At 69.6% G+C, this 23,751-nt stretch carries 22 protein-coding genes; 7 read left to right on the top strand and 15 right to left on the bottom strand.

Going from position 1 to position 23,751, the window contains the following annotated elements; genetic code table 11:
• Positions 1 to 14 precede the first annotated feature (14 nt).
• The 3 genes from D0D37_RS19995 to D0D37_RS20005 form a co-directional block, all read right to left on the bottom strand.
• Positions 15 to 449, bottom strand: a complete 435-nt coding sequence (locus tag D0D37_RS19995; RefSeq protein ID WP_116202079.1) for a VOC family protein — start codon at positions 447 to 449, stop codon at positions 15 to 17.
• A 9-nt stretch (positions 450 to 458) separates the two neighbouring features.
• Entirely contained in the window at positions 459 to 1,733 is a 1,275-nt protein-coding gene (locus tag D0D37_RS20000; protein ID WP_244223583.1) for a S41 family peptidase, read from the bottom strand.
• A gap of 82 nt (positions 1,734 to 1,815) precedes the next feature.
• A complete protein-coding gene (locus D0D37_RS20005) occupies positions 1,816 to 2,841 on the bottom strand; it encodes a 6-phosphofructokinase (protein WP_116202080.1) in 1,026 nt (341 codons plus the stop codon).
• 290 nt (positions 2,842 to 3,131) lie between these two features.
• Here D0D37_RS20005 and D0D37_RS20010 point away from each other — a divergent pair, with 290 nt between their 5' ends.
• Positions 3,132 to 4,223, top strand: coding sequence for a 3-deoxy-7-phosphoheptulonate synthase (locus D0D37_RS20010; RefSeq protein WP_116202081.1), 1,092 nt, complete (start codon positions 3,132 to 3,134; stop codon positions 4,221 to 4,223).
• Between the two features lie 364 nt (positions 4,224 to 4,587).
• On the opposite strand, the gene D0D37_RS20015 is transcribed toward D0D37_RS20010, so the two are convergent.
• Together D0D37_RS20015 and D0D37_RS20020 are read right to left on the bottom strand one after the other, a co-directional pair.
• Positions 4,588 to 5,076 carry a polyadenylate-specific 3'-exoribonuclease AS gene (locus D0D37_RS20015; RefSeq protein ID WP_116202082.1) on the bottom strand — a complete coding sequence of 163 codons (489 nt, stop codon included), beginning with the start codon at positions 5,074 to 5,076 and terminating at the stop codon, positions 4,588 to 4,590.
• 20 nt (positions 5,077 to 5,096) lie between these two features.
• Positions 5,097 to 5,858 (bottom strand): lysophospholipid acyltransferase family protein, encoded by a 762-nt coding sequence (locus D0D37_RS20020; RefSeq protein ID WP_116202083.1) that lies wholly within the window; start codon positions 5,856 to 5,858, stop codon positions 5,097 to 5,099.
• 218 nt (positions 5,859 to 6,076) lie between these two features.
• On the opposite strand from D0D37_RS20020, the gene D0D37_RS20025 reads away from it, so the two are divergent.
• From D0D37_RS20025 to D0D37_RS20040, 4 genes are read left to right on the top strand one after another with little or no spacing between them, the layout of a single operon-like run.
• Entirely contained in the window at positions 6,077 to 6,844 is a 768-nt protein-coding gene (locus tag D0D37_RS20025) for an alpha/beta hydrolase (protein WP_116202084.1), read from the top strand.
• Positions 6,841 to 7,392 (top strand): hypothetical protein, encoded by a 552-nt coding sequence (locus tag D0D37_RS20030; protein WP_116202085.1) that lies wholly within the window; start codon positions 6,841 to 6,843, stop codon positions 7,390 to 7,392. Before D0D37_RS20025 ends, D0D37_RS20030 begins: the two co-directional genes overlap by 4 nt.
• Positions 7,393 to 7,402: 10 nt before the next feature.
• A complete protein-coding gene (locus D0D37_RS20035) occupies positions 7,403 to 8,542 on the top strand; it encodes a glutamate--cysteine ligase (RefSeq protein ID WP_116202086.1) in 1,140 nt (379 codons plus the stop codon).
• A gap of 24 nt (positions 8,543 to 8,566) precedes the next feature.
• Entirely contained in the window at positions 8,567 to 9,022 is a 456-nt protein-coding gene (locus tag D0D37_RS20040; RefSeq protein WP_116202087.1) for a YdeI/OmpD-associated family protein, read from the top strand.
• Here the strand turns inward: D0D37_RS20040 and D0D37_RS20045 are convergent.
• Positions 9,019 to 9,585, bottom strand: a complete 567-nt coding sequence (locus tag D0D37_RS20045) for a TetR/AcrR family transcriptional regulator (protein ID WP_167493550.1) — start codon at positions 9,583 to 9,585, stop codon at positions 9,019 to 9,021. The two genes, D0D37_RS20040 and D0D37_RS20045, sit on opposite strands and share 4 nt — an antisense overlap.
• Before the next feature lie 106 nt (positions 9,586 to 9,691).
• On the opposite strand from D0D37_RS20045, the gene D0D37_RS20050 reads away from it, so the two are divergent.
• Positions 9,692 to 10,480, top strand: a complete 789-nt coding sequence (locus tag D0D37_RS20050) for an SDR family oxidoreductase (protein WP_116202088.1) — start codon at positions 9,692 to 9,694, stop codon at positions 10,478 to 10,480.
• 130 nt (positions 10,481 to 10,610) lie between these two features.
• On the opposite strand, the gene D0D37_RS20055 is transcribed toward D0D37_RS20050, so the two are convergent.
• From D0D37_RS20055 to D0D37_RS20085, 7 genes are all read right to left on the bottom strand, one after another.
• Positions 10,611 to 11,480 carry an NUDIX domain-containing protein gene (locus D0D37_RS20055; protein WP_116202089.1) on the bottom strand — a complete coding sequence of 290 codons (870 nt, stop codon included), beginning with the start codon at positions 11,478 to 11,480 and terminating at the stop codon, positions 10,611 to 10,613.
• Between the two features lie 692 nt (positions 11,481 to 12,172).
• Positions 12,173 to 13,099, bottom strand: a complete 927-nt coding sequence (locus D0D37_RS20060) for an ROK family protein (protein ID WP_116202117.1) — start codon at positions 13,097 to 13,099, stop codon at positions 12,173 to 12,175.
• 15 nt (positions 13,100 to 13,114) lie between these two features.
• Positions 13,115 to 13,507 (bottom strand): hypothetical protein, encoded by a 393-nt coding sequence (locus tag D0D37_RS20065; protein WP_116202118.1) that lies wholly within the window; start codon positions 13,505 to 13,507, stop codon positions 13,115 to 13,117.
• Positions 13,508 to 13,587: 80 nt separating this feature from the next.
• Positions 13,588 to 14,745 carry an ArsA family ATPase gene (locus D0D37_RS20070; protein ID WP_116202090.1) on the bottom strand — a complete coding sequence of 386 codons (1,158 nt, stop codon included), beginning with the start codon at positions 14,743 to 14,745 and terminating at the stop codon, positions 13,588 to 13,590.
• Complete coding sequence (locus D0D37_RS20075; RefSeq protein WP_116202091.1) at positions 14,746 to 15,183, bottom strand: SRPBCC family protein; 438 nt, start codon at positions 15,181 to 15,183, stop codon at positions 14,746 to 14,748.
• 27 nt (positions 15,184 to 15,210) lie between these two features.
• On the bottom strand, positions 15,211 to 16,005 hold the full coding sequence (locus D0D37_RS20080) for a metallophosphoesterase family protein (RefSeq protein WP_116202092.1): 795 nt from the start codon (positions 16,003 to 16,005) through the stop codon (positions 15,211 to 15,213).
• Between the two features lie 9 nt (positions 16,006 to 16,014).
• Positions 16,015 to 16,425: a polyketide cyclase / dehydrase and lipid transport gene (locus tag D0D37_RS20085; RefSeq protein WP_116202093.1), complete on the bottom strand. Its 411-nt coding sequence runs from the start codon at positions 16,423 to 16,425 to the stop codon at positions 16,015 to 16,017.
• Positions 16,426 to 16,537: 112 nt separating this feature from the next.
• On the opposite strand from D0D37_RS20085, the gene D0D37_RS20090 reads away from it, so the two are divergent.
• A complete protein-coding gene (locus D0D37_RS20090) occupies positions 16,538 to 18,334 on the top strand; it encodes an AMP-dependent synthetase/ligase (RefSeq protein ID WP_116202094.1) in 1,797 nt (598 codons plus the stop codon).
• A gap of 31 nt (positions 18,335 to 18,365) precedes the next feature.
• On the opposite strand, the gene D0D37_RS20095 is transcribed toward D0D37_RS20090, so the two are convergent.
• Positions 18,366 to 23,174, bottom strand: a complete 4,809-nt coding sequence (locus D0D37_RS20095) for an RHS repeat-associated core domain-containing protein (RefSeq protein ID WP_116202095.1) — start codon at positions 23,172 to 23,174, stop codon at positions 18,366 to 18,368.
• Positions 23,175 to 23,278: 104 nt separating this feature from the next.
• Positions 23,279 to 23,737: a YbjQ family protein gene (locus D0D37_RS20100; RefSeq protein ID WP_116202096.1), complete on the bottom strand. Its 459-nt coding sequence runs from the start codon at positions 23,735 to 23,737 to the stop codon at positions 23,279 to 23,281.
• Positions 23,738 to 23,751 lie beyond the last annotated feature (14 nt).

Genomic DNA, 23,751 nt, shown 5'->3' on the forward strand with positions numbered 1-23,751 from the left:
CACGGCGGCTTTTCTCAGTCCAGGCAGAACTCGTTGCCCTCGACGTCCTGCATCGGGATGCAGGACTCGTTCACGCCGTCGGCGCGCAGCACCTGCACGATGGACGCGCCCAGCGCGACCAGCCGCGCGGCCTCGGCTTCGAGGACCGCCAGCCGCTCGTCGCCCACGAGGCCGGCGCCCGCGCGCACGTCGAGGTGCACTCGGTTCTTCACCACGCGGCCTTCGGGCACGCGCTGGAAGTACAGCCGAGGGCCGACCCCGTTCGGATCGACGCAGGCGAACGCCGCGCCCTGGTGTTCGGCGGGCAGCGAACGGTCGAACTCGGCCCAGTCGGCGAATCCTTCCGGCGGCGGCGGCACGACGTACCCCAGCACCTCGCACCAGAAGCGGGCGACGCGCTCGGGTTCCGCGCAGTCGAAAGTGACTTGGAAGTTCTTGACCGACCCCATGCGCTCACCTTAGCGGCGGGCGGCGGCCAGCGCCGGATCCCGCCCGGCAGCGAGGTCGTCCGGGGCGAAAACCGGGACTTTGAGGTCCGGGCTGATGCCGGTGCCGTCGTAGGTGCGGCCGTGCGGGTCGAGGTACTCCTCGTTCGGCAGCGCCACCTGCCAGCCCTGCTTCGGCAGCGTCCGCTCCAGCATGTCTGAGAAAGCGCCCTGAGTGGACTGTCCGATCAGGACTGGGCGCGGGTGCCGGTTCAGCAGTGCCTGCAGGAAGGTCTCCCCCGCCGAGACGTCCAGGCTGCCGGTCAGGACCGTCAGCGGACCGGTGTAGCGCGGCGCGGCAGCGGGCTGCACGAAGAACGGTTGCGGCACGGTGAACCTCGCCGGGTCGTCCGGGTCATTGCGGGCGCGTTTGGCGTAGGCGAAGTGCGGTGTGTCGGTCAGCCGGGCGGCGACCTGCAGGCCGAGTGGGTCGTCGCCACCGCCGTTGACGCGCAGGTCGAGGATCAGGCCGCGCAAGGCGTGCACCCGGTCGGCGGTGAAGATCTGGTCCAGCGCTTTCGCCAGGACCTTGCTGCTGGCGGCGAACGTGTCGGCGTAGTCGTGGAATCCGCTGATCCGCAGGTATCCGCGGCCATTCGGCAGATCGGCGTAGGCGATGGCTCCGTCGGCCCAGCGCTGGATCGGGACGCCGAGGTTGGCGTCGGCTACGGCGATCGCGCGCGGGACAGTCGTTTTCAGATCCGGAGTGCCGGGCCGAGGCGACGAGCAACGCTGGCCTGACGCGAGCAAGCCGACGTGAGCGTCGTGCAGCGGCCTGATCAGTCCACATAGGACGCCGAAGAGCCGCTCCGGATGCGCGGCCAGTTCGCGGCGGGCAGCGTCCCCTTCGGATTTCCAGTCGACGCCCTTCGCCCGGAAAAACGGGTAGTTCTCGGCAAAGCTGTGCCAGAAGACATCGAACACTTCCGCGGACGAAGCCTGGCACTCGGGCGGCAATCCACTGTGGACCCGGCGCAACGACCGCACACCCAGGTTGTCGTCGAAACTCATCTTGCCCGCGCGGACGGTGACGACGGATCCCTCGTTCGTCGAAAACCTGGTGCCGTCGCCAGTTCCGGAAAGCGCGCCGGGCAAGCAGCTGACTTTGGTGACGTCGTAGGTCGTCAGCTTGCCGCCGGACACTTGGACCAACTGCCCGTACCCGTCGGTCCGCCACACACCGTCCACAGTGGAGTTCGGTGCCACGGTCATCGAGAGCATCGTCAAGCCCGCCAGGAGGATTCGCACGAGCCGAGGGTAGAAAAAAGCCGGGGGCGCACGGAATACCGCACGCCCCCGGCACCGTAGTGGGGTTGCCCCTACCCGTGGCTCAGCCGAAGAAGACTTCGGCTTCCTGGTACCGCTCCAGCGGAACGGTCTTCAGTTCGGCCGTCGCCTCGGACAGCTTCACGCGGACGATGTCGGTGCCCTTGAGCGCGACCATCACGCCGAAGTCGCCGTCGGCGACCGCGTCCACCGCGTGCAGGCCGAAGCGCGTCGCGAGGACCCGGTCGTACGCGGTCGGGGTGCCGCCGCGCTGGACGTGGCCGAGCACGACCGCGCGCGATTCCTTGCCGGTGCGCTCGGTGATCTCGCCGGCCAGCCAGTTGCCGATGCCGCCGAGGCGGACGTGCCCGAAGGCGTCCTTCTCGCCGGTCAGCAGCTTCTCCTCGCCGCCCTCGGGCAGCGCGCCCTCGGCGACGACGATGATCGGCGCGTACTCCTTTTCGAAGCGGCGCTCGACCCACTGCACGACCTGGTCGACAGAGAACTGCCGTTCCGGCACCAGGATCACGCTCGCGCCGCCGGCCAGGCCGGAGTGCAGCGCGATCCAGCCCGCGTGCCGCCCCATGACCTCGACGACCAGCGCACGGTGGTGCGATTCGGCCGTCGTGTGCAGGCGGTCGATCGCCTCGGTGGCGATGGAGACCGCGGTGTCGAAGCCGAACGTGTAGTCGGTGGCCCCGAGGTCGTTGTCGATCGTCTTGGGCACGCCGACGACGCCGATGCCGTCGTCGGTCAGCCGCTTGGCGACGCCGAGGGTGTCCTCGCCGCCGATCGCGACCAGCGCGTCCACGCCCTGGTCGGCGAGCACCTCACGGATCTTGTCGACACCGCCGTCGACCTTGTACGGGTTCGTCCGCGACGACCGCAGGATGGTGCCCCCGCGGGTGAGGATGTCCTCGACGTCGGCGAGGCCGAGCGGCCGGCTGTCGCCGGTCAGCGGGCCCTGCCAGCCGTTGCGGAAGCCGACGAACTCCCAGCCGTGCACCTCGACGCCCTTGCGGACCACCGCGCGGATGACCGCGTTCAGGCCGGGGCAGTCGCCGCCCCCCGTCAGCACACCGACACGCATCTGTTGCCTCCGTCTTTCGTCGCAGGGAGAGTGCAGTCACAGTCCGCGGACAGCGTAGCGGCTTTCATCTGGATCGGTGCAGGGCGGACCACCTGCCCAATCCGGTCCGGACAGAGTGCTCTGGACGGTGTGTTACCTTGGGGCTGTGCAGCGCTATTTCTGGTTTACGAAGCCGGCCCCGGGTGGGCACGGCGGCGTGAACCTGCGCTGACCTCCACCCCGAGCCGGATCTCGAACCGGCTCGGCGATTCTCCCGCGGGTCGGTGTCCACCAGGAAGGACCACCCGCACATGAACGCCCCCCTCGTCGCCGCCCCCGCCGACGCGAGCACGCTGGACAACCGCCGCACCACCTCGGTCAGTCCCCTCATCTCGCCCGCGTTGTTGCGAGAAGACCATCCCGTGGGCGCCGCCGTCGCGAAGGTCGTGCAAAACGGCCGCACGGAAACGGTCGACATCCTCGACGGCCGCGACGACCGCCTGGCGGTGATCGTCGGCCCGTGCTCGGTCCACGACCCCGAAGCCGCCTTGGACTACGCCCGCCGCCTGGCCGCCAAGGCTGAGTCGCTGCGCGAAGACCTGCACATCGTGATGCGGGTGTACTTCGAAAAGCCGCGCACCACGCTGGGCTGGAAGGGCCTGATCAACGACCCCGACCTGGACGGCACCTTCGCGGTCAACAAGGGCCTCCGCCTGGCCCGGAAACTGCTGCTGGACGTCTCCGAACTGGGCCTCCCGGTCGGCTGCGAATTCCTGGACCCGATCACCCCGCAGTTCATCGCCGACATCGTCACCTGGGGCTCGATCGGCGCTCGTACAGCGGCCAGCCAGGTCCACCGCCAACTGTGCAGCGCCCTGTCCATGCCGGTCGGCATCAAGAACTCGACCGAAGGCGACATCCAGGTAGCCGTGGACGCGACCCGCGCCGCCGCAGCGTCGCACGTCTTCCCCGGAATCAACGTAGACGGCCTGGCCGCCCTGGTGACGACCGCCGGAAACCCGGACTGCCACGTAATCCTGCGAGGCAGCTCCGCAGGCCCGAACTACGACCCGGCCACTGTGGAGGAAACCCTCGCCCGCCTGGCGAAGTCCGGCCTGCCAGAACGCCTCGTGGTCGACGCGAGCCACGGCAACAGCAACAAGGACCACGTCCGCCAGGAGGAAGTAGTCCGCGACCTGGCCGCCCGGATCTCCGCCGGAGAACGCGGAATCGCAGGCCTGATGCTGGAAAGCAATCTGGCAGCCGGACGCCAGGACCTGGTGCTGGGACAGGCAGCCGATTTGACCTACGGCCAGTCCATCACCGACGCCTGCATGGATTGGGACACCACCGCGGCCTTGCTGGACACCCTGGCCACCGCCGTCCGCACCCGTCGCCGCTGACCAGCCCGCTCGCCGATGCCGAGGCCGAGTCCGAGTCCGTGAGGGCCACCTTCACGGACTCTGAGTCCCTCAGGGTTCCCCTCACGACCAACGCAAGTCCGTGAGGGGCCCCTTCACGGACTTAGATTCCCTCAAGGAGCCCTTCACGGACCACCCACCAAACCGCCACCAACGCACCCAACGATCGAGGCACCCACACCACCCCCGCACCCCGATACGAAGCCTTCCCTGCGGTCTTGGGGTGCTTGTCAAGGCATCTTTCCCGCCTTGACAAGCACCCCAAGACCGTCAGCACAATCAGCTTCGGGGTGCCCCACGCAACCACCCGTGAGCAATGTCGCCGCCAGGCGACGAGCCGAACGACTCAACGCCGCCGAAAAGCCCCCTCAATAACCTCCCACCGCTGCAAGTTATGCCGAGCATCAGCCAACGCGTCATGCTGATCCCCAGGCGCAGCAGGCAACTTGGGCTTCCCCGCATCCTCCCACCGCTGCCTCAAGTCCCGAGTAAACCGAGGCAACTGCCGAGGCAACGCAGGCATCGGCCCCCACAACTGCGCCAACGCCACATGGTCGTAAGCAGCGAACCAAGCCCAAAGCTCGATCCCCCCAGGCGGCTTCCCGAAGAACTCCAGCAGATCCGCCCGAATCCGCTCCCGGCTGCGCCAAGCCGGATCCGCCGGGGAAGGCAGCTTGGGCAGCACATTCTCCCGCACCCAAGCCCCGGCCCGCCCGGGGTCGAAGTCGGTGGACACGGCATAGAACTCGCGACCGCGCTCGTCAACGACACCGATCGACACCAGGTCAATCGTCACGCCGTCCTCGATAAACTCGGTGTCGTAGAAAAAACGCACCGGGGAACTCTAGTGGGCGGCTATCCGGCCTTGCTCTCCGGCACCCGATCGGCGTCAAGACCACTCGGCTGAACGGGCACCGCGGGCTTGACTCCAGCCGCTTCGGCGGCGAGCAACTCCTTGGCCTTAGCCGCGTAAATGTCCACGTATTCCTGGCCGGACAGCTCCATCAGCGCGTACATGATCTCGTCCGTGATCGACCGTTCGATGAACCGGTCGCCGGCCAAGCCCTCGTAGCGGGAGAAGTCGAGCGGCTTGCCGAAGCGGATCTCGAGCCGCCGCGGCCACCACATCTTGGAGCCGATCGGGTTGACCTTGTCCGTGCCGACCATGGCCACCGGGACCACCACGCCGCGCGATTCGAGCGCGATCCGGGCGACGCCGGTCTTGCCCTTGTACAGCCGCCCGTCCGGGGAGCGGGTGCCCTCGGGGTAGATGCCGAGCAGGTGCCCGTCCTTGACCAGCCGGATCGCGGTGTCGAGCGCGGCCTGCGCGGCGTTGCCGCCGGAGCGGTCGATGGGGAACTGGCCGACGCCGGTGAAGAACCACTTCTTGAGCAGGCCCTTGAACCCGGGCTCGGTGAAGTACTCCGACTTCGCCGGGAAGGTGACCTTGCGCTTGACCCGCAGCGGCATGAAGAACGAATCCGCGACCGCGAGGTGGTTCCCGGCGAGGATGGCGCCACCCGTCTCGGGGATGTTTTCGGCGCCGACGACCTTGGTGGGCCACAGCGTCTTCAGCAGCGGTCCGATGAAAACCCACTTCATCAGCAAGTACAGCACCGGGTTCCAGTCCTTTCCTGCCCGCGTGGGCCCCGGCAGGTCAGGGTACGGAACAAGCACCGGCCCGCACAACGCGAGAGCACGCGGTCACCCGGGGGCAGCGACCGATCTCACAGCGGGACCGGAAGGATCCTCGCTTCCGGAGCGGGCCCCACAACCCGGCTTCGGCGTGAGAGCATGGGAGGACTCCACCGCTTCGATTCGGAAGGGCGTTCGTGATGGGCGTGCTCGCCGGCGCGGAACCGTTCTCCCACCCGGGTTCCTCCGGGGCCGGCTTCCTGCTCTGCCACGGATTCACCGCGACGCCCGACGGCATGCGCGCCTGGGGCGAGCACCTGGCCGGAGAAGGCTTCGCGGTGCGCTGCCCGCTGCTGCCCGGCCACGGCACGCACTGGCGCGACCTCAACCGGACGACCTGGCAGGACTGGTACGCCACGGTCCGCGAGGCGCTGCTGGCGCTGCGCGCGGAGTGCGACCAGGTGTTCGTCGGCGGGATGTCGATGGGCGGGACGCTCACCCTCCGCCTCGCCGAGGAGTTCGGCGCGGACCTCTCCGGCCTCGTGCTGGTCAACCCGTCGGTCACCCGGCTGAGCCTCGACGCCAAGGTGCTTCCGCTGCTGTCGCGAGTGGTCCCGTCGATCCGCGCGATCGGCAACGACATCGCGAAGCCCGGCGAGATCGAACTGGCCTACCCGCGCACGCCGGTGCGGGCCGCGGCGAGCCTCGCCCGGCTGTGGAAGATCGTGCGCGCCGACCTGCCGAAGGTGACGCAGCCGGTGCTGCTGCTGCACTCGCGGGTCGACCACGTCGTCGAACCCGAGAACTCGCAGATCGTTCTGGACGGCATCTCGAGCACGGACGTGACCGAGGTGGTGCTGGAGAACAGCTTCCACGTCGCGACGCAGGACCACGACGCGGAACTGATCTTCAGCCGCAGTGTCGACTTCGCCCGGCAGTTGCGGGCGGGACAGGTGGGTGCCCCATGAGCCGGGGGAAAGGCGCGGACGGACCCGAGGACGTCGACGCCACGTTCGCCGAGATCGTCGCCGACCTGCGGGCCGAGGGCGTGGGCGTGTTCCTGGACGAGGACCCGTTCTCCAGCGCCGGCCCCGCGTCCGCCGAGCCCGAGACGTCTTCCGGAGCCGAACCCGAAGCGGGCAAGGCCAAGCCGAAGCCCACCGCGGACCCGCCCGCTCCGCCCGCGCCTCCGGCGGCGTCCTCAGGGGGCTGGCGCACCGGCGGCAGCGACTGGGACACCACGATGTTCTCCGGCGACCCGGCCGAGGACGACGAGCACTACGTCCCGCCGGAGCCGCCGCCGCTGCCGCGCTGGCGCAAAGGCGCGTTCATCGTCCTGCTGTTCTTTGTCGTCGGACTCCTGCTGCTGATCGTGCCGAACCTGATCGGCGTCGGTCCCGCGCTCGCCACGCCGCTCGGCATCCTCTCGCTCGCCACCGGCATCGCGCTGCTCCTGCTGCGCGTGCGCCAGGGGCCGCCTCCCGGCGCGGACCCCAGCAACGGCGCCCAGGTCTGACCGGACGGGCATGCGGATCGACTTCCAGGCGTCGCGGCGTTCCACCGTCGGCGCGGAATGGGAACTCGCGCTGGTGGACCGGCGCAGCGGCGAATTGCGGTCGGTCGCGGAGGAACTGCTCGCCGCGGTCTGCCCGGAGGGGAAGGCCGAGCATCCCCGGATCAAACAGGAACTGCTGCTCAACACGGTCGAGGTGGTCAGCGGCGTCTGCCGCACGGTCGGCGAGGTGAAACACGACCTCGCCGAGGCGCTCGACGAGGTCCACCAGGTCACCGACCCGCTGGGCGTCGAGCTGTTCTCCGCCGGATCGCACCCGTTTTCCTCGTGGTACCGCCAGAAGGTGACCGACAAGGAGCGCTACGCCAAGCTGATCGACCGCACCCAGTGGTGGGGCAGGCAGATGCTGATCTACGGCGTGCACGTCCACGTCGGGCTCGACCACCGGGACAAGGTGCTGCCGGTCCTGGACGGGCTGCTGCGCTACGCGCCGCACCTGCAGGCGCTGTCCGCGTCGTCGCCGTACTGGTCCGGCGAGGACACCGGGTACGCCTCGAACCGGGCGCTGATGTTCCAGCAGCTGCCGACCGCCGGGCTGCCGTTCCAGTTCCGCGAGTGGGCGGAGCTGGAGGGTTACGTCGAGGACATGTTCACCACCGGCGTGATCGACCACTTTTCCGAGATCCGCTGGGACATCCGCCCTGCCCCGCATTTCGGCACCATCGAAATGCGCGTGTGCGACGGACTGCCGACGCTGCAGGAAGTCGGCGCGATCTCGGCGCTCACGCAGTGCCTGGTGGACGATTTCAGCGCCCGCCTCGACAAGGGCGAAACGCTGCCGGTGCTGCCGCCGTGGCACGTCCAGGAGAACAAGTGGCGCGCCGCGCGCTACGGCCTGGACGCGATCGTCATCCTCGACGCCGCCGGTCGCGAACGCCTCGTCACCGAAGACCTCGCCGAACTGCTGGACCGGCTGGAACCGGTCGCGCGGCGGCTGGACTGCGTCCGCGAACTGCGCGATGTCGAGAACATTCTCCGGGTCGGCGCGAGCTATCAGCGGCAGCGGGCGGTCGCGAAGCAGTACAACGGATCTTTGAAGGCCGTGGTCGCCGCGCTGGTCACCGAGATGCGCGACGGCGTCCCGCACGCTTAGCTGCGTTTGGCTTAGGAGGCAGCGATGTCGCATACGTTCAGCACGCTCGTCGAACTCAACGGCAAAACCGCCACCGGCTTCCGGGTCCCGGCCGAGGTCGTCGAGGCGCTCGACCAGGGACGACGGCCGAAGGTCAAGGTGACTGTCGGCCCGCACACCTACCGGAGCACGGTCGCGGTCTACTCCGGCGAGTTCATGCTGCCGCTCAGCGCGGCGAACCGGGAGGCGGCCGGGGTCGCCGCCGGGGAGACGGTCGAGGTCACGCTCGAAGCCGATCTCGCCGAGCGGACGGTCGAGATGCCGGACGATCTGGCCGCCGCGCTGGCTGACCGGAAGGGCGCGCGGGCCGCGTTCGACAAGCTTTCCTTTACCGCACAACGGGAACGCGCCGAAGCCGTCACCTCGGCCAAGCGCGCCGAGACCCGGGAGCGCCGGATCGCGAAGATCGTCGCCGAATTGGCCGGGGACGGGCTCGCCTAGCCGACGGCCAGACCGGGTTTGCCGAAGCCGCCGAGCACGGTGTCGACGACGCGGGTCGCCAGCGTGTCCGGGTCGGCGGAGTCCTGGTCCTGCGCCGCTTCGTGGATGAGCGCGCAGTACACGCGACGCGCCCAGACCAGGTCGACGCCGGGGCGCAGGGTGCCGGTTTCCTCCAGCCGATGGAAGAAGACGTCGCACTGGGCGAGCACGTCCGGGGTCATGACGCCTTCCTCCTGCGGGTGCGCATTCATCGCGAACCCCCACCGGAGCTTGACGCTCAGCACCTTCGCGGTCACCTGGTAAAGCGCGACCAGCGGCGGCGTGACGTCGGGCCGGACGCTGGCGAGCGCGTCGTGGAACTGCTGCGTCGCCCAGAGGGTCATCTCGTCCACCAGCGCGTCCCGGCTGGCGAACCGGCGGTGCACCGTTGTCCGCGAGACGCCCGCGGCCTCGGCGATCTGCTCCATGGTCGCCGCCGGGTTGTCGCTGAGCACACGTTCGGCGGCCTCGAGGATCGCCTGGGCCGTCCGTTCCGAGTCCGCGCGCTGGGCCCGTTTCTCCATGGTGCTCAGTTTACGCCATGGTTGCCACTCGGTTCTTAGTTGCGTCATCAGTGTTGCAACTGCTAGCTTAAGTGCATCGAACTTGACACGACTTTGGGGGTTTTCGATGGACATGCAGCTGACTGTCAAGACCGCAGTGGTCACCGGAGCGAGCCGGGGAATCGGCCTGGCGACGGTCTCCTCGCTGATCGGCGAAGGGATGCGAGTGGTGGCCGCGGCCCGGACGATCACGCCGGAACTGAAGGAAACCGGCGCGGTGCCCGTCTCCGTGGACCTCTCCACGCCGGACGGTCCCGGCCGCTTGATCGAACAGGCCGTCGCTGAACTAGGCGGCTTGGACGTCCTGGTGAACAACGTCGGCGGCGGCGACAGCAGCGAGGGGCAGGCTGCCGGTTTCTTGTCGCTGACCGATCAGCAGTGGACAGAGATGGTGGAACTGAATTTCCTCGCTGCAGTCCGGGCTTCTCGCGCCGCGCTGCCGCATCTGGTCGAAAGCCGGGGTGCGATCGTCACGGTGTCTTCCAACGGCGCGCGGATCCCGCAGTCGGGTCCGATCGCTTACACCAGCGCGAAAGCCGCGCTGACCGCCTTCGGGAAGGCGCTAGCGGAAGAGTTCGGACCGCAGGGCGTACGGGTCAACACGGTCTCGCCCGGGCCAGTTCGTACCGCGATGTGGGAAGGCCCGGACAGCTACGGTGCCGAACTGGCGTCCTCGATGGGACTGTCGCAAGGGGATTTGCTGGCCACGCTCCCGGCGGGCGCCGGGATGCTGACCGGCCGGTTTGTCGAACCGGAGGAGGTCGCCACGCTCATTACGTATCTCGCGTCGCCGCTGGCCGCGAGCGTTACCGGGGCGGACTATCTCGTCGATGCCGGGGCAGTGAAGACCGTGTGATTGCGCCGGGATCCCGCGGGCTGGTGCGGGCTGGTGCGTCGAGGTCGCCGACCTGGCTGCGCAGTTCGCGGTCGGCCATAATCGTCGGGATCGCTACCGCGTGGCGGCGGAGCGATCAACCGCGTAACGCTTAGCTGCCAAGTTCCCGCAACAGGGTCCCCGGACCGAGCACCCGCGCACCGAGATCACCCACCCGGCCACGTAACTCGCGATCAGCCGTCACCACCACAACGTGATCGTCCGGACGTTGGCGGGCTGCGGCAGTCACCTCGACGATCTTCGAATCGCCGTCGGTCTCCGCCGCGACGACCTCGACTCCCGGGATCGGCTCCACTCCCCTGGCCTTGCCCTCGACCACCAGCACCACCCGAGGCCACCAGGACCACGCCGGGCCCGCGCCGATGCCCGCTACGTCGTCGCGCAGGCCGTGTTCGACGGGGGCGGTCAGCTGGTCGCGCAACCGTTCCGCGGCGCCGCGACGGTCGCGCCACCAGCCGTCCGGACGGGAGCCCATCACGTTCGCCGCGTCGACCACCAGGACCAGTTCCCGGCCCAGTTGCTCGCGCAGCACCGGCCAGGCGGCGGCGAAATCGCGATGGAGGTCAAGCGCGGCCACCTCATCCGGCGGGACCCAGCGCATCTCGGCGCTTTCCTCGTTCGCGACCTGGGCTTGCAACGCACTGTCGGCCAAGCCGAGCACGGTCGTGTACTGCCACTCGCCGTGGTCCAGCACCGACGCGGACATCGCACGGAACGCGGACGAAGGAATTGCGGCTTCTTCCCACGCTTCCCGAGCGGCAGCCTCGTGCACGGTCTCGCCGACCTCGAGCGCGCCGCCAGGCAGGGCCCAGGTGCCGCCGTTGTGCACCCACCACGCACGCCGCTGCAACAGCACGCCGCGACGGGGATCGCACAACAACAACCCGGCCGCGCCGAACGCGCCCCAGTGCTGCCTGCCGCAAGAACACCGCACGAAACGGTTGGCGGTCATCGGCGTCACCCTGCCCAGCCTTCCACAGAACTTTGTGAGTGCCTATGCCGGTCAGAACCCGAAGACCGCTCCAGCGAGAGCGGCAAGCCCCGAACCTCGTGCGCGGCGAAGCCGGTGAGGACCGGAATCAACAGCGCGGCGACGCACCCATCGCCAACGCCCCTTGCGCCCCCGACCTCACCGGCAAGAGCACCCGGCAACGAGCCGAGCGCCGACCGAAACCAACAGCCGCAAGCACCCGCCGATTCCCACGACCGCCCCATCACGACCACTCCAGCGAAAACGCCAAGCCACCAACCAGCACAGCGAAACTCAAATCAGCGGTCGCAAGCACCCACCGCCGCCACACCGCGACCACTCCGGCAAGAACCGCAGGCCACCCGCGGCCTAGCGAGAACCGGACTCAGCAGTCGCAACTACGCCCCGACCTCGAACATCCCCGCACCACGACCGCTCCGGCAAGAACACCGGTCCAGGGACAACCGAAACCAAACCAACAGCCGCAAGCACGCGCCGCCCCCAACACCCCCGCGCCACGACCGCCACAGCGAGAACCGCAGGCCACCACCCGGCCCAGCGAAACCGAAACCAGCAGCCGCGAGCACACGCCGATCCCAACGCCCTCGCACCAAGACCACTCCGGCACGAACGACAGGCCGCCAACCGGCTCAGCGACAACCGGGGTCAACACTCCTGAGCGACTACAACGTGTCCATCGCCAAAGCCGCCGCCCCGACGATCGCCGTGTCGTCTCCGAGGTGTGCAGTCCGGATCCGCGCCAACGGACGATGCCGCGCACCGGTGATCGCCCCGGCGTAGTGCTCTCGGGCCTCGTCCAAAAACAGCGGCGCGGATCCCGACACTCCGCCGCCGATCACGATGATTTCCGGGTCGAAGACATCCGCCACCAGCGCGAGTCCCTCGCCCAGCCATTTCGCCAGTTCTGCCATGGCGCGCAACGCAATCGGGTCGCCGTCGCGAGCCGCGCGGGCCACTCGGCGGCCGGTGACTGAACCTGGATCACCGGCGATTTCGCGTGACAGCACGGTGGAACGGCCGGGGTACCTAGCCAGCAGCTCGACCGCGGTCGCAGCAAGCGCTGTGCCGCTGCAGTACCGCTCCCAGCAGCCGTACTTCCCGCACGGGCACGCGCGGCCGTCGCGCACCACGGTGAGGTGGCCGAGTTCCGGTGCGACTCCATGTGCACCGCGGTAGATCTCGCCGTCCAGCAACAGGCCCGCGCCGATTCCGGTGCCTAGTGCCACCAGCGCAGCCACTCCGGCTCCGCGCGCGGCGCCGAAGCGGTGTTCGGCGACGACCGCCGAGTTGACGTCGTGCTCCAGCGTCACCGGCAGGCCGACCCGTTTCGCGATCCGGTCCGCGACGGGCGCATTGCGCCAGGCGAGATGCGGCGCGAACATCACCGAGCGCCGGTCGCGGGTCACGAAACCGGCGACCGCGAGACCGACCGCGGCGACGTCGTGCCGGTTGCGCAGGTTCTCGACGACCCCGGCGATGGCGTCTTCGAGCGCGTTCTCCTCGCTCGGCGTCCCGACGCGCGCCGTGTCGAGAAGCGAGCCGCGCTCGTCCACGACGCCGGCTCGCACGCTGGTGCCGCCGACGTCCACCCCTACGGTCAGCAATCAGTTCTCCCGCTCCGGCTGCCAGTCCGCGCTCTTGCGGACGACGATGTGCTGGACCCGCGACGACGGCTCCGAAGAAGACGTCGCGGCGGCAGCGGGCGGATGCGCGGCGGGCCGGAACCCGGGCATGTGCACGCCCTCGTCCGGCTCCCAGCGGTCCGCGAGCACCGCCCGCAGCAGCGCGACGAGCTGGGCAGCCTGTTCGAGGACCCTGGCCACGAACTCCGGCCGCTCGCCGCGCACGACGGCGACGATCGCACACAGCGGGCACCACCCGCATCCCGAAGTGCTGTCCTCCACACCGGACACACCCTCGGCACCCGGTTCCCCCGGGGCGCCGTGCCCGGCGGCCAGCACACCCTCCAGCCATGGAGCGGCGCGTTCGATCACCATCTCGACCAGCAGCCGGATCTCCTCGGCCAGCTTCAGGCCGTCCGAAGACCACCCGGCCGACCCCTCGTCGTGCTCTTCGCTCACCCGGATCCCCGGTTCCCGGCCAGGCTGACCACCAGGCCGTCGGCGTCGGATTCCGCGCCGGTGATCCGGCACGGGCGCAGTGTCTCGGGCAGGGCGACGAGCCGGCGGAACCCGTCCACGGTGATCGCCAGGTCGTCGTCCACGCGGGCGAGGTCGACCGCCGAATCCCGGTCCAGCGGGAGCGCGACCCGCAGCCGGAAGCCGTCTCCTTCGGCAGCCACGGACAACAGCGGTGTGACCGGTTTTCCGTTGCCGGACAAGGGATCCCGGCTGCCGTACAGCTCGCGGGCCAGCTCGGCGAGCGCCGCCGCGCCCACCGGTTCGCTCGCCCGGTGTTCGACGCGGGCCAGCTCGTCGGGACCGAAACCTGCCTCGGCGAGTTCCGCCAAGACCGCGTCCTGCTGGTCGCGCCGGGTGCGCAGCCACTTCGCCGCCGAACCGCGCCAGAAGCCGGGCGCGGGCATCAGCCGGTTGGCGATCAGGCCGTCGACCGCGATGCCGCGCAGCGCCAGCGACGTGAGCGTGCGCCGGGCCTCGGCTACCACCACTCGTTCCGGCGTGAGCACCAGCCGGACAGTCGTCACGCGCGGGTCGGTGAGCAGCTCGCGCAGCGCGTCCAGATGCGCGCCGAGCTGCCGGACCGACGCCGCGACGCGCCGGTTGCCGAAAACCCGGCCCAGGTAGCCCGACACGGCTTCCGGCAGCGAAAGCAAGCGCAGCGTTTCAGCAGTTGGACCGCAGTCGACCACGACGGTGTCCCACGGACCCTGCGACGCCAGCCGACGCACCTCGCTCAGCGCGAGCAACTCGTCCACGCCGGGCAGCACGGTCAGCTCTTCCGCGTCCAGGACGTCCAGACCGGCTCCGGCCAGCACTTTCCGCAGTTCGCCGCGCAGCTCGTGCCAGGTGCGATCAGCCAGCGCCCGGGAATCGACCTGCGCCGCCCAGAGACCGGCCGGAGTGCCGTCGCCGCGGATGTCCACTTCGGAGGGTTCGCCCCGCAGGGGCGTGCCGAACGCGTCGGCGAGCGAATGCGCCGGATCGGTGGACACGACGAGCGTCTTCCTGCCGCGGCCGGCCAGCGCGGCAGCGGTAGCCGCGGCGAGCGTCGTTTTCCCGACACCCCCCTTGCCGGTGAACAGCAGGATGCGCATCTAGCCCTCGGCCCTGCGCTTGAGCTCCTTGAGCGCGGTGTCCATGACCATCTTCTCCGCCTTGCGCCGCAGCAGCCCGATCATCGGCAGCGCCAGCTCGACCGACAGCGTGTAGGTGACGCGGGTGCGCCCGCCGCCGAGCGGCTCGAGCGCGTACCGGCCGTTCTGCGCCTTCTGCATCTGGCCCTTGACCAGGTGCCAGCTGACGCCGAGACCGGAATCGTCCCAGTCGTACTCGAGCGTGTACACGTCCTTGATCGGCCCGGCGTCGAGGGTGAGCTTCACCTGCTTCGCCCGGCCCGCGTCGTCGGTCGCGAGCACCTCGGTCTCGCGGACCGCCTTGGTCCACTCCGGGTACGCGGGGAAATCGGAGATCACCGACATCACCCGTGCGGGCTCGGCGTCGACCTCGATGGACTGCGTGGACTGCTCGGCCATGGGAGGAAGCGTAGCCGGACAGCGCAGTCACCAGCGCAGCACGTAGGGCTGCCCGGTCTCCTTGAAGTGACCCACGTTACGGCACTCGGTGTGCCCGACCCGGCGCCGCACGGCCAGCGGCTGGTGCACGTGCCCGAACACCGACCAGCGCGGACGCTGGTCGCGGATCAGGTCCAGCAGCGCCTTCGAACCGATTTCGGCGCGGCGCGCGACCACGTCGTAGGTCAGTTCGGGCACCGCGGGCGGGATGTGCGTGCAGAGGACGTCGACCCGGTCCAGCAGCGAGACCGCCGCGTCGAACTCCTCGCGCGCCCGCAGGTACGGCCGCCACGCCGCGCCCTTGCGCGGCCGCGGGAGCATGCCGTCCGGCAGCACCGCGCCGCCGGCGAAGCCGAACCGCAGGCCGCCGATCGTGACGACCTCGCCGTCGACCAGCTGGACCCCCTCGCCGGCGAACTCCGGCCACGCCGACGGCGCGTCGACATTGCCGGGGATCGCGTACGTGGGCGCGGTCATCGAGGCGAACAGCGTGGAGTACTGCTCCCGGACCGCTTCGTCGACCGCGGCGGCCGGGTCGTCCAGGGTGGCCCACAGCGTGCGCGAGTACGCGACCGTCTCGTCCCTCGTGCCTTCGCGGCGCAGGCGGGCGAACTCGCCGACTCTCTCCGCGCCGAACAGCACGCCCATGATGCCTTTGTCGTGGTCGTGGTAGTCGACGAAGTCGAGCAGGTCGCCGAGCACGACCAGCGCGTCCGCCCCGTCCCCCGCCCGCTTCAGCGCGTCGGCGTTGCCGTGCACGTCCGAAACGACGTGAACCCGCACAAGAGCCTCCTACTCGACGGTCCGGGGCGGAACCCCCGGCTCGCGCCCGTCCTCGAGGATCTCCTTCAGCTCCAGCGCCACGTCCTTCGCCGCGCGCGCCCGCCGGTCGAACTCGCGGCGCAGTTCGCGCGGGCTCAGCTCGCGCGGGACGCCGCCGGGACCGGCCGGCGTGGCCCGGAGGAAGTAGTGCAGCACGGTGCCGTCGAGAACGGGTTCCAGCCAGACCTCCATGGTACCGATCAAGGCGCCCGTGACGGTCCAGCGCAGGCCCTTGTCCCCCCGGTCGGTGTAGACCCGCAACTCCAGGTCCGGCCAGTACCGCCGCCACGAACGCGGGTCGGCGAACGCCGCCGCGACGGTGGACGGGGGCACGACGATGAAGGTCTCGTCGACGAGATCGAGAGCTGGCGGTGCGTGCACCCGGACACGATGTCACGACCTCGCCGCGCGGCCCGTGCCAGCATGGTCTTAAGGTCTACGGCACGCTAAGTTGACTGGCGGGTAACCGCACGCGTCGAACACGGAGGTCCACGTGCGCGAATACAGCGCCCCCGCCGGGAAACCGGTGACCGACGACGAGAATCTGGCCGATGTCGTCTGGGCGAACGCGGAGCGGTTCTCCGACGTGGTCAGCTTCCGCAGGCAGGTCGAGGGCACCTGGCTCGACGTGACCGCGAAGGACTTCGCCGACCAGGTCGCGGCCGTGGCCAAGGGCCTGATCGCGGCCGGCGTCGGGCACGGCGACCGGGTCGCGCTGATGTCGAAGACCCGCTACGAGTGGACGCTGGTCGACTTCGCGATCTGGGCCGCGGGCGCGGTCACGGTTCCGATCTACGAAACCTCGTCGCCCGAACAGGTGTACTGGATCCTGTCCGACTCGGCCGCCAAGGCCGTCGTCGTGGAGACCGGCGCGCACCGCGAGGCGATCGACGAGATCAGCGGGCGGCTCAGCACGCTCGAGCACACCTGGCAGCTCGAGGGCGGCTCCCCCGCGGTCGACGAGCTGACCGCGCTGGGCGCCGAAGTCTCCGACGAGGACCTGCACACCCGTCGCCGCGGCGTCACCGCCAACGAGACGGCCACCATCGTCTACACGTCGGGCACCACCGGGCGGCCCAAGGGCGTCGAGCTGACCCACCGGAACCTGCTCGCCGAGATCCGCGCGGACATCGAGGCTTTCCCGGAGCTGATGGAGCAGGGCAACTCGCTGCTGTGCTTCCTGCCGCTGGCGCACATCCTCGCCCGCGCGATCGCGATCACCGCGCTCACCGCCCGGGTCACGCTCGGCCACACGCCGGACGTGAAGAACCTGGTCCCCGACCTGGGCACTTTCCGGCCGACGTTCGTGGTCGCGGTGCCGCGCGTGTTCGAGAAGGTCTACAACACCGCCAAGCAGAAGGCGCACGCCGACGGCAAGGGCAAGATCTTCGACGCCGCCGAGGCCACCGCGGTCGCGTACAGCGAGGCGCAGGAAAAGGGCGGCGCCGGGCTCGGCCTGCGCGCGAAGCACCTGGTGTTCGACAAGCTGGTGTACGGCAAGCTCCGCGCCGCGCTGGGCGGCCGCTGCATCGCCGCGGTGTCCGGCGGGGCCCCGCTGGGCGCGCGGCTGGCGCACTTCTTCCGCGGCATCGGCGTGCCGGTGTTCGAGGGCTACGGCCTCACCGAAACGTCCGCTGCGGCGAACGTGAACACCAGCGCGGCGTTCCGCGTCGGCACCGTCGGACGTCCGGTCGCGGGCACCTCGGTGCGCATCGCGGAGGACGGCGAAGTCCTGCTCAAGGGCGACGTCGTGTTCGGCCGGTACTACAACAACCCGGAGGCGAGCGCGGAAGCCCTCACCGACGGCTGGTTCCACACCGGCGACCTCGGCGAGCTGGACGCGGAAGGCTTCCTCAAGATCACCGGCCGCAAGAAGGAGATCATCGTGACGGCGGGCGGCAAGAACGTCGCCCCGTCCGGGCTCGAGGACACCATCAAGGCCTCGCCGCTGGTGAGCCAGGTGATGGTGGTCGGCGACCAGCGGCCGTTCATCGCCGCGCTGGTGACGATCGACGAGGAGTACTTCCCGGCCTGGAAGTCCCAGCACGGCAAGGCGGAAGCGGCGACGGTCTCCGAGCTGGCCGACGACGCGGACCTGCGCGCGGAGATCCAGACGGCGGTCGACGAGGCGAACAAGCAGGTGTCGCACGCGGAGTCGATCAAGAAGTTCACCGTGCTGGCGAACGACTTCACCGAGGCGGGCGGCGAGATCACGCCGAGCTTGAAGCTGAAGCGGAACGTGGTGAACAAGAACTACGCGTCCGACATCGAGGCGCTGTACCGGAAGTGAGCCGGGGCGCCGGGTCCTCCCGGCACCCCGTTCACAGGTCCTTGGCCAGGTTCTTGAAGTATTCGTCGGCCAGGTTCCCCCGGATCTCGTCCGCATGCGGCCGGAAGCGCGGGTTCTCCCGCAGGACCTGGTCGATCTCGTTGAGGGCGTTGCGGGTCTCGGCCTTCCTCGGGTCGTTCCCCGGCCGGTTTTCCACGTGGTTCTCCACGTCGGCCCAGGTGTGCCCCCGCTGGCCGCCGGGAACCTCGTCGACGGCGTAGTTCGTGCGGACCGGCCCCGTGCCGCCTCCCCATTTGCTCTCGTTGTGCAGGATGTTGTGGTACTCGAGGACGACCCGGTTGGTGCTGCCGGCGGGTCCCGCGTTGAGACCGTTCTCGTTCTGCTTGGCGTGGCCCAGCTCGTGGAAGATCTCCGCGTCCGACGCGTCGTGCCGGGCCGAGATCAGGTTGGACGTGTGCCCGTAGCCGCCCCCGCCCTGGGTGTCCTTGAGGAACTGGTTCGCGCCGTAGCCGCCGTACTCGGGATCGTCCAGCAGGGCATTCCGGGGGATGCCCATCGCCTCGCCGACGAGCTGGTCCTCCTCCCCCGGCCGGAGCTTGTGGGTGGAGCCCTCCGGCAGATCTCCCAGCCGGGTGTTCAGCTTGGCGTCGTCCGGGAGCTTAAGGATCTTCACGTCGTTGTCCGGCTTCAGGCCGATCTGCTCCCGGTAATCGGCGACCTTCTCGTCGAACGTGCGCGGCGGCGGTTCGTGCGGGGGATTGTTTTCCTGCACGTGCCCGGCGTTGTTCCCGCCGCCCGGGGTTTCGTTCGGGCGCGCATCGTCGCCCGGGCCGGGCCTCTGCCTGCCCAGGCAGTTGCCCAGTCCCAGCGGGTCGGCGTCGGCGAGCGGGTTGGGCACGTAGGCGGCCGGGTTCGGGGCCGGGGCGAGGCCGAGCGGGTCCTGGCTCAGGTAGCGGCCGGTGCCGGGGTCGTAGTAGCGGAAAACGTTGTAGTGCAAGCCAGTTTCGTCGTCCGCGTACTGGCCGGGGAACCGCAGCGGGGTGCCTCCCGGGCGGGTGCGGCCCCACAGCGAGCCCGACGCTCGCCAGGCGACGGTGCCGTAGGCGTCCACCAAACCCACCGGGGTGCCGACCGGATCGGTGACGAACGAGAAGAACCGCGCGCTCTTGCCCAGCAGTTCGGTCTGCGTCACCGGGCGCACGGTGCCGGGCAGGTGGTCCCACGTCAGCGTGAGCGGAGCGGAATCGGCCAGCCGGTGTTCCTGTTCGACCAGCAGCTGCCCGCTCCACGAGAACCGGGTCTCCTCGGCTGGTGACTCCGCGCCGGGCAGCCAGCGTTGCTTGGCGATGCGGCGGCCCAGCGGGTCGTAGCGGTAGCGCCACTCCGCGCCGTCCGGGGTTTCCACTGCCAGCAAACGATCCTGCGCGTCCCAGCGGTAGGTCCAGGTGCGCGAGTCCTCGTGGCGGGCGACAAGCCGTCCTTGGCCGTCGTGGACGTATCGCACCGCACCGGCTGCGGTGAGCCGGTTTCCGGTGTAGCCGCGCGAGCCGGAGTCCGCTTCGGCGAACGGCAGCTGTGCGTGCCGGATGTTGCCCGAGGGGTCGTATTGGTAGCTCTCCTGGCCTTCTCGCCGAGCCACCAAGGTGACGCGGCCGACGGCGTCGAGCTGGTACCGCGTGGAGCCGGAGAGCGTGTCGTCCACGCCGACCAGGTGGCCGTCGGAGCGGTAGTGGTACTCGCGCCGCTGCCGGATCTGGTTGCCCGCGGCCAAAGTCTGCGCGACCAGCTGATGTTCCGCGTCGAAAGCCTGTGCCAGCACAGTGTTTCCGCCAAGGACACGTTCGACCTCGTGGCCCGCTGCGTCGTGCCGGAAGAGCACCTCGTGCCCGGCGGTCGTCAGCGCGACCGCCTTCCCCGCGTCGTCGAAGCTCCACTCGCTGACCGAGCCGGACGGAGTGGTGCGGCGCATTCCGGACGGCTCGTGGACGTACGAAACCGCGCGTCCGTCGACTGATTCCCGGACTACGCGGCCGTCCTCGTCGCGCTCGATCTCCAGCACGCACGAACCCTCGGTGGCGCGTGCGAGGAAGCCGACCGGGTCGTACTCGTAGCGAATGGTCCCGCTGTTCATGCGGCGCTCGATCATATTGCCGAGCGCGTCGTAGTTGTACTCGGTGACCGCGCCCAGCCCGTCGACCGATCGCACGAGCTGGCCCGCCGCGTCGTAGGCGAACTGCCGCTCACGGCCGTCGAAGTCGCTTTCCGCGATGAGCCTGCCGTCGGCGTCGTAGGTGTAGTTCCAGGTCAGGCCCGCCGGGTCGGTGATCCGGACGAGCTGCAACTCGGTGTCGTACTCGTACGAGGTGCGGGCACCGGTGGCATCGATCTTCGCGACCGGCAGGTCGAACGGGCCGTATTCGAAGCGCGCGTCGGTGCGTTCCACGAGGTTTCCCTCGGCGTCGTAACGCCATTCCTCACGCCGCCCGGACGGGCCGATCCGGCTGGCCTGGCTCCCGTCGACCGTCCAGCCGAAGCGGGTGCCGTCGGCTACCACGCGCGGGCGGCCGAACTGGTCGCGCTCCACCGGGTCAGGCTCGGCGCGCGCCGGTTCTCCCCCGGTCAGCTGGCGATCCTGGGCGAACTCGGTCGCGGCGATTCCGGCTTGCGCGGTGAACAGATCCGGTGCGGTGCCTGGCGGATAGATCCGTCGCCAGGTGCGTTCGGCGGTCTCGACGGTGACGGTCAGCGTGCCGTCGGGCGCGGCGCTGACCTGCGCGCGGCTGCCGTCCGGACGGACGACCGCGGTGAGCAGACCCTCGGCGGTGTACTCGAATCCGGTGGTGCGGCCGAGCGGATCGGTGCGCGACAGCAGCCGGTCGTAACGGTCCCATGTGGACACTGTGGTCGCACCGAGCGGGGTGACGTCCTTGGTCGGCTGCGAGACCTCGTTGAAGTGGAATTCCGTGACGTGGCCCAAAGCGTTGGTGTAGCGGGTGATCCGCTGCTCGCGGTCGTAAGCGAACTCGCCGTCGTACACGCCGCGATCGCCGACTGTGCGGACGCAGCGGCCGTCGGCGTCGTAGATGTAGCGGTACCAGATGCCGTTGCGGTCCTGCCAGCCGGTGATCCGGCCGTCGGAGTCGTAGTCGTACTGTGTTGCCAGGCCGGAGGAATTGAAGACCCGGGCCAGCCTGCCCCGGTCGTCGTAGCCGAAGGTGCGGACCAGCACCGGTTCCTGGCCGTCGCCGAGCACCCGGATCGCGATGACGCGGCCCGCCTCGGCGTCCAGCGCCACGCGGTAGCCCGCGGAGTGGCGGATCAGCCGGGGAGCGCCGCTTCCGTCGTACTCGACGTCCATCCGGTCGCCCTCGGCGTCGGTCGCGCTCAGCAGCGGGAAGATGCCGCCGCGGGCGGGGCCGAAGCGCAATTCCGTGCCCTTGACCGGATCCGCGAGCAGGTACCCGCCGTCGTCGGTCGCGGTCAGCGGACGGCGCGGGCCTTCCATCGGCAGCACCGGCTCTCCGGCGGCCGCCCGCGGGTACACGAGGATCCGGCCGTCCGCCGCGTGGAACCGGACGGCACCGGAGTCTGCTTCGAGCCGCTGGTCCACCGTCGACGTCCAGCTCGGGCCGAACCAGCGGCCGGACCGGTACGACGAGACGTGCAGCCGTTCGAGCACGAGCGGGCTCGGCAGTTCGAGGTCGACGTCCTCGATCAGGACGGAGCCCCGCACGACGTCAACCGGGTCCCCGGCGGTCTTGCACTCGTCCTTGCCGCCCCGGGTGTCGCCCGCTTTCGGATCGTCCTTCGGCGGGGTCTTGCCGGACTCGCCCTGGTTGCCGCTCCGGTCCGACGGCGTCGGCTCCTCGCCTCTTGGCTGCTCGGAGTGGTTGCCCTGCGGTGTGTCCTTCGGCGGCCGGGAATGGTCGCCCTGCGGTTTGGTCTCGCCCTTCGGCGGCCCGGAGTGATCGCCCGAGGCGGTGGTCGAATCCCCGCCCTTTTCGTTCTCCGGCTTGGGTTCGGGCTTGGGCTCCGACTTCGGCTTCGTCTCGATGTTCTTCGGCGCGCCCGACGGCTTGACCTTGCCGCCCTTGATCCCCTTCAACGCCTTCGCCGCGTCCTCGAACAGGACGCCCGCCTTCTTCAGCAGCGGCATCAGCGCCTTGAGCGCGGAGACCAGCTGCTTGGTGATCTTGGCCAGCTGCGCGGCGGTCTTGGCGACGGCGCCGACCACCTGCGGCAGCACCCACGCCATGCCGATCCCGGCGGTGAACAGCACCTGCAGCGCCCAGCTGATCAGGTGCCCGACGAGCTGCGCGATGATGTCGCGCACCAGCATCCGGACGGCCGCGACGACCTCTCCCGCCGTCTTCACCCCGGACGCCGCGCCTTCGGTGCCCTTCTGCGCCGCGCCGAGCAGGTTCGCGACGTCCTTGGTCCGCGCGCGGTAGGAGTCGGCCGCTTCGCCGGTCCAGTTCTGCAGGTCCTTCTCGACGCAGGCGGTCAGGTCCTTGCCGATGCTTTCCAGCTCTTTGGCGACGTTCTGCCACGTCTCGGCCTGCGCCTTGATCTCGTCGGCCTTGCCGGTCAGCGCCTCCAGCGCCTGCTTCAGCGGCCCGACGTGCTCGATCAGCCAGCCGACGCCCGCCGCCAGGATCGACCCGAACGGGTCCATCGCGGTCGACAGCACGTCCAGCGCGACCCCGACCGCCCCCATCGCGATCGACGCCCAGTCGCCGGATTCGATGCCGGACTTCACCATCTCGCCCGATTCGAGCAGCGTGATGCCCGAATACGCCGTGGTCGAATCCTTCGTCTCCGCGATCAACGGGTTGCTCACGCGGAGAACGCTATCCGGGACGGCGAGGGCGTTTTCCGGCCTCGCACGCTAGTTGCCCGTGCATCCACGAAGAGCTGGACGCACGGGCAAGCCTGTCGTGGGGCTCAGGCCTGCGGGGGCTGAGCCTGGTACTGCTGCTGCTGCGCCTGCGCGTACTGCTGCTGCGGGGCCTGCTGTTGTTGTTGCTGCTGCTGCTGAGCACCTTCCGGGACCACGTACACCGCGGTGCCGTACGCGGCGATTTCGCTGGCGGTACCGGCGATCTCGTTGCAGTCGAAGCGCAGCGCGAGCACCGCGTTGGCGCCGTGCTGCATGCCTTCCTGGCACAGCCGGAAGAGAGCTTCGTGGCGCGAGTCGGACAGCAGCTTCGTGAGGCCCTTGAGCTCGCCGCCTCCCATCGCCTTGAACCCGGACCCGATGTTGGAGAACATGTTGCGGCTGCGGACGGTGAGCCCGAAGACCTCGCCGAACACGCGGACCACGCGGTACCCGGGCAGATCGTTCATCGTGGACAGCAGGATCGGGAACTGCGGCTGCTGTTGCGGTGGCGCGGCTTGAGTCATGCGCGGATCGTATC

Origin of the sequence: Amycolatopsis circi (genome assembly GCF_003385235.1) — a bacterium.
Classification (GTDB): Bacteria; Actinomycetota; Actinomycetes; order Mycobacteriales; family Pseudonocardiaceae; genus Amycolatopsis; species Amycolatopsis circi.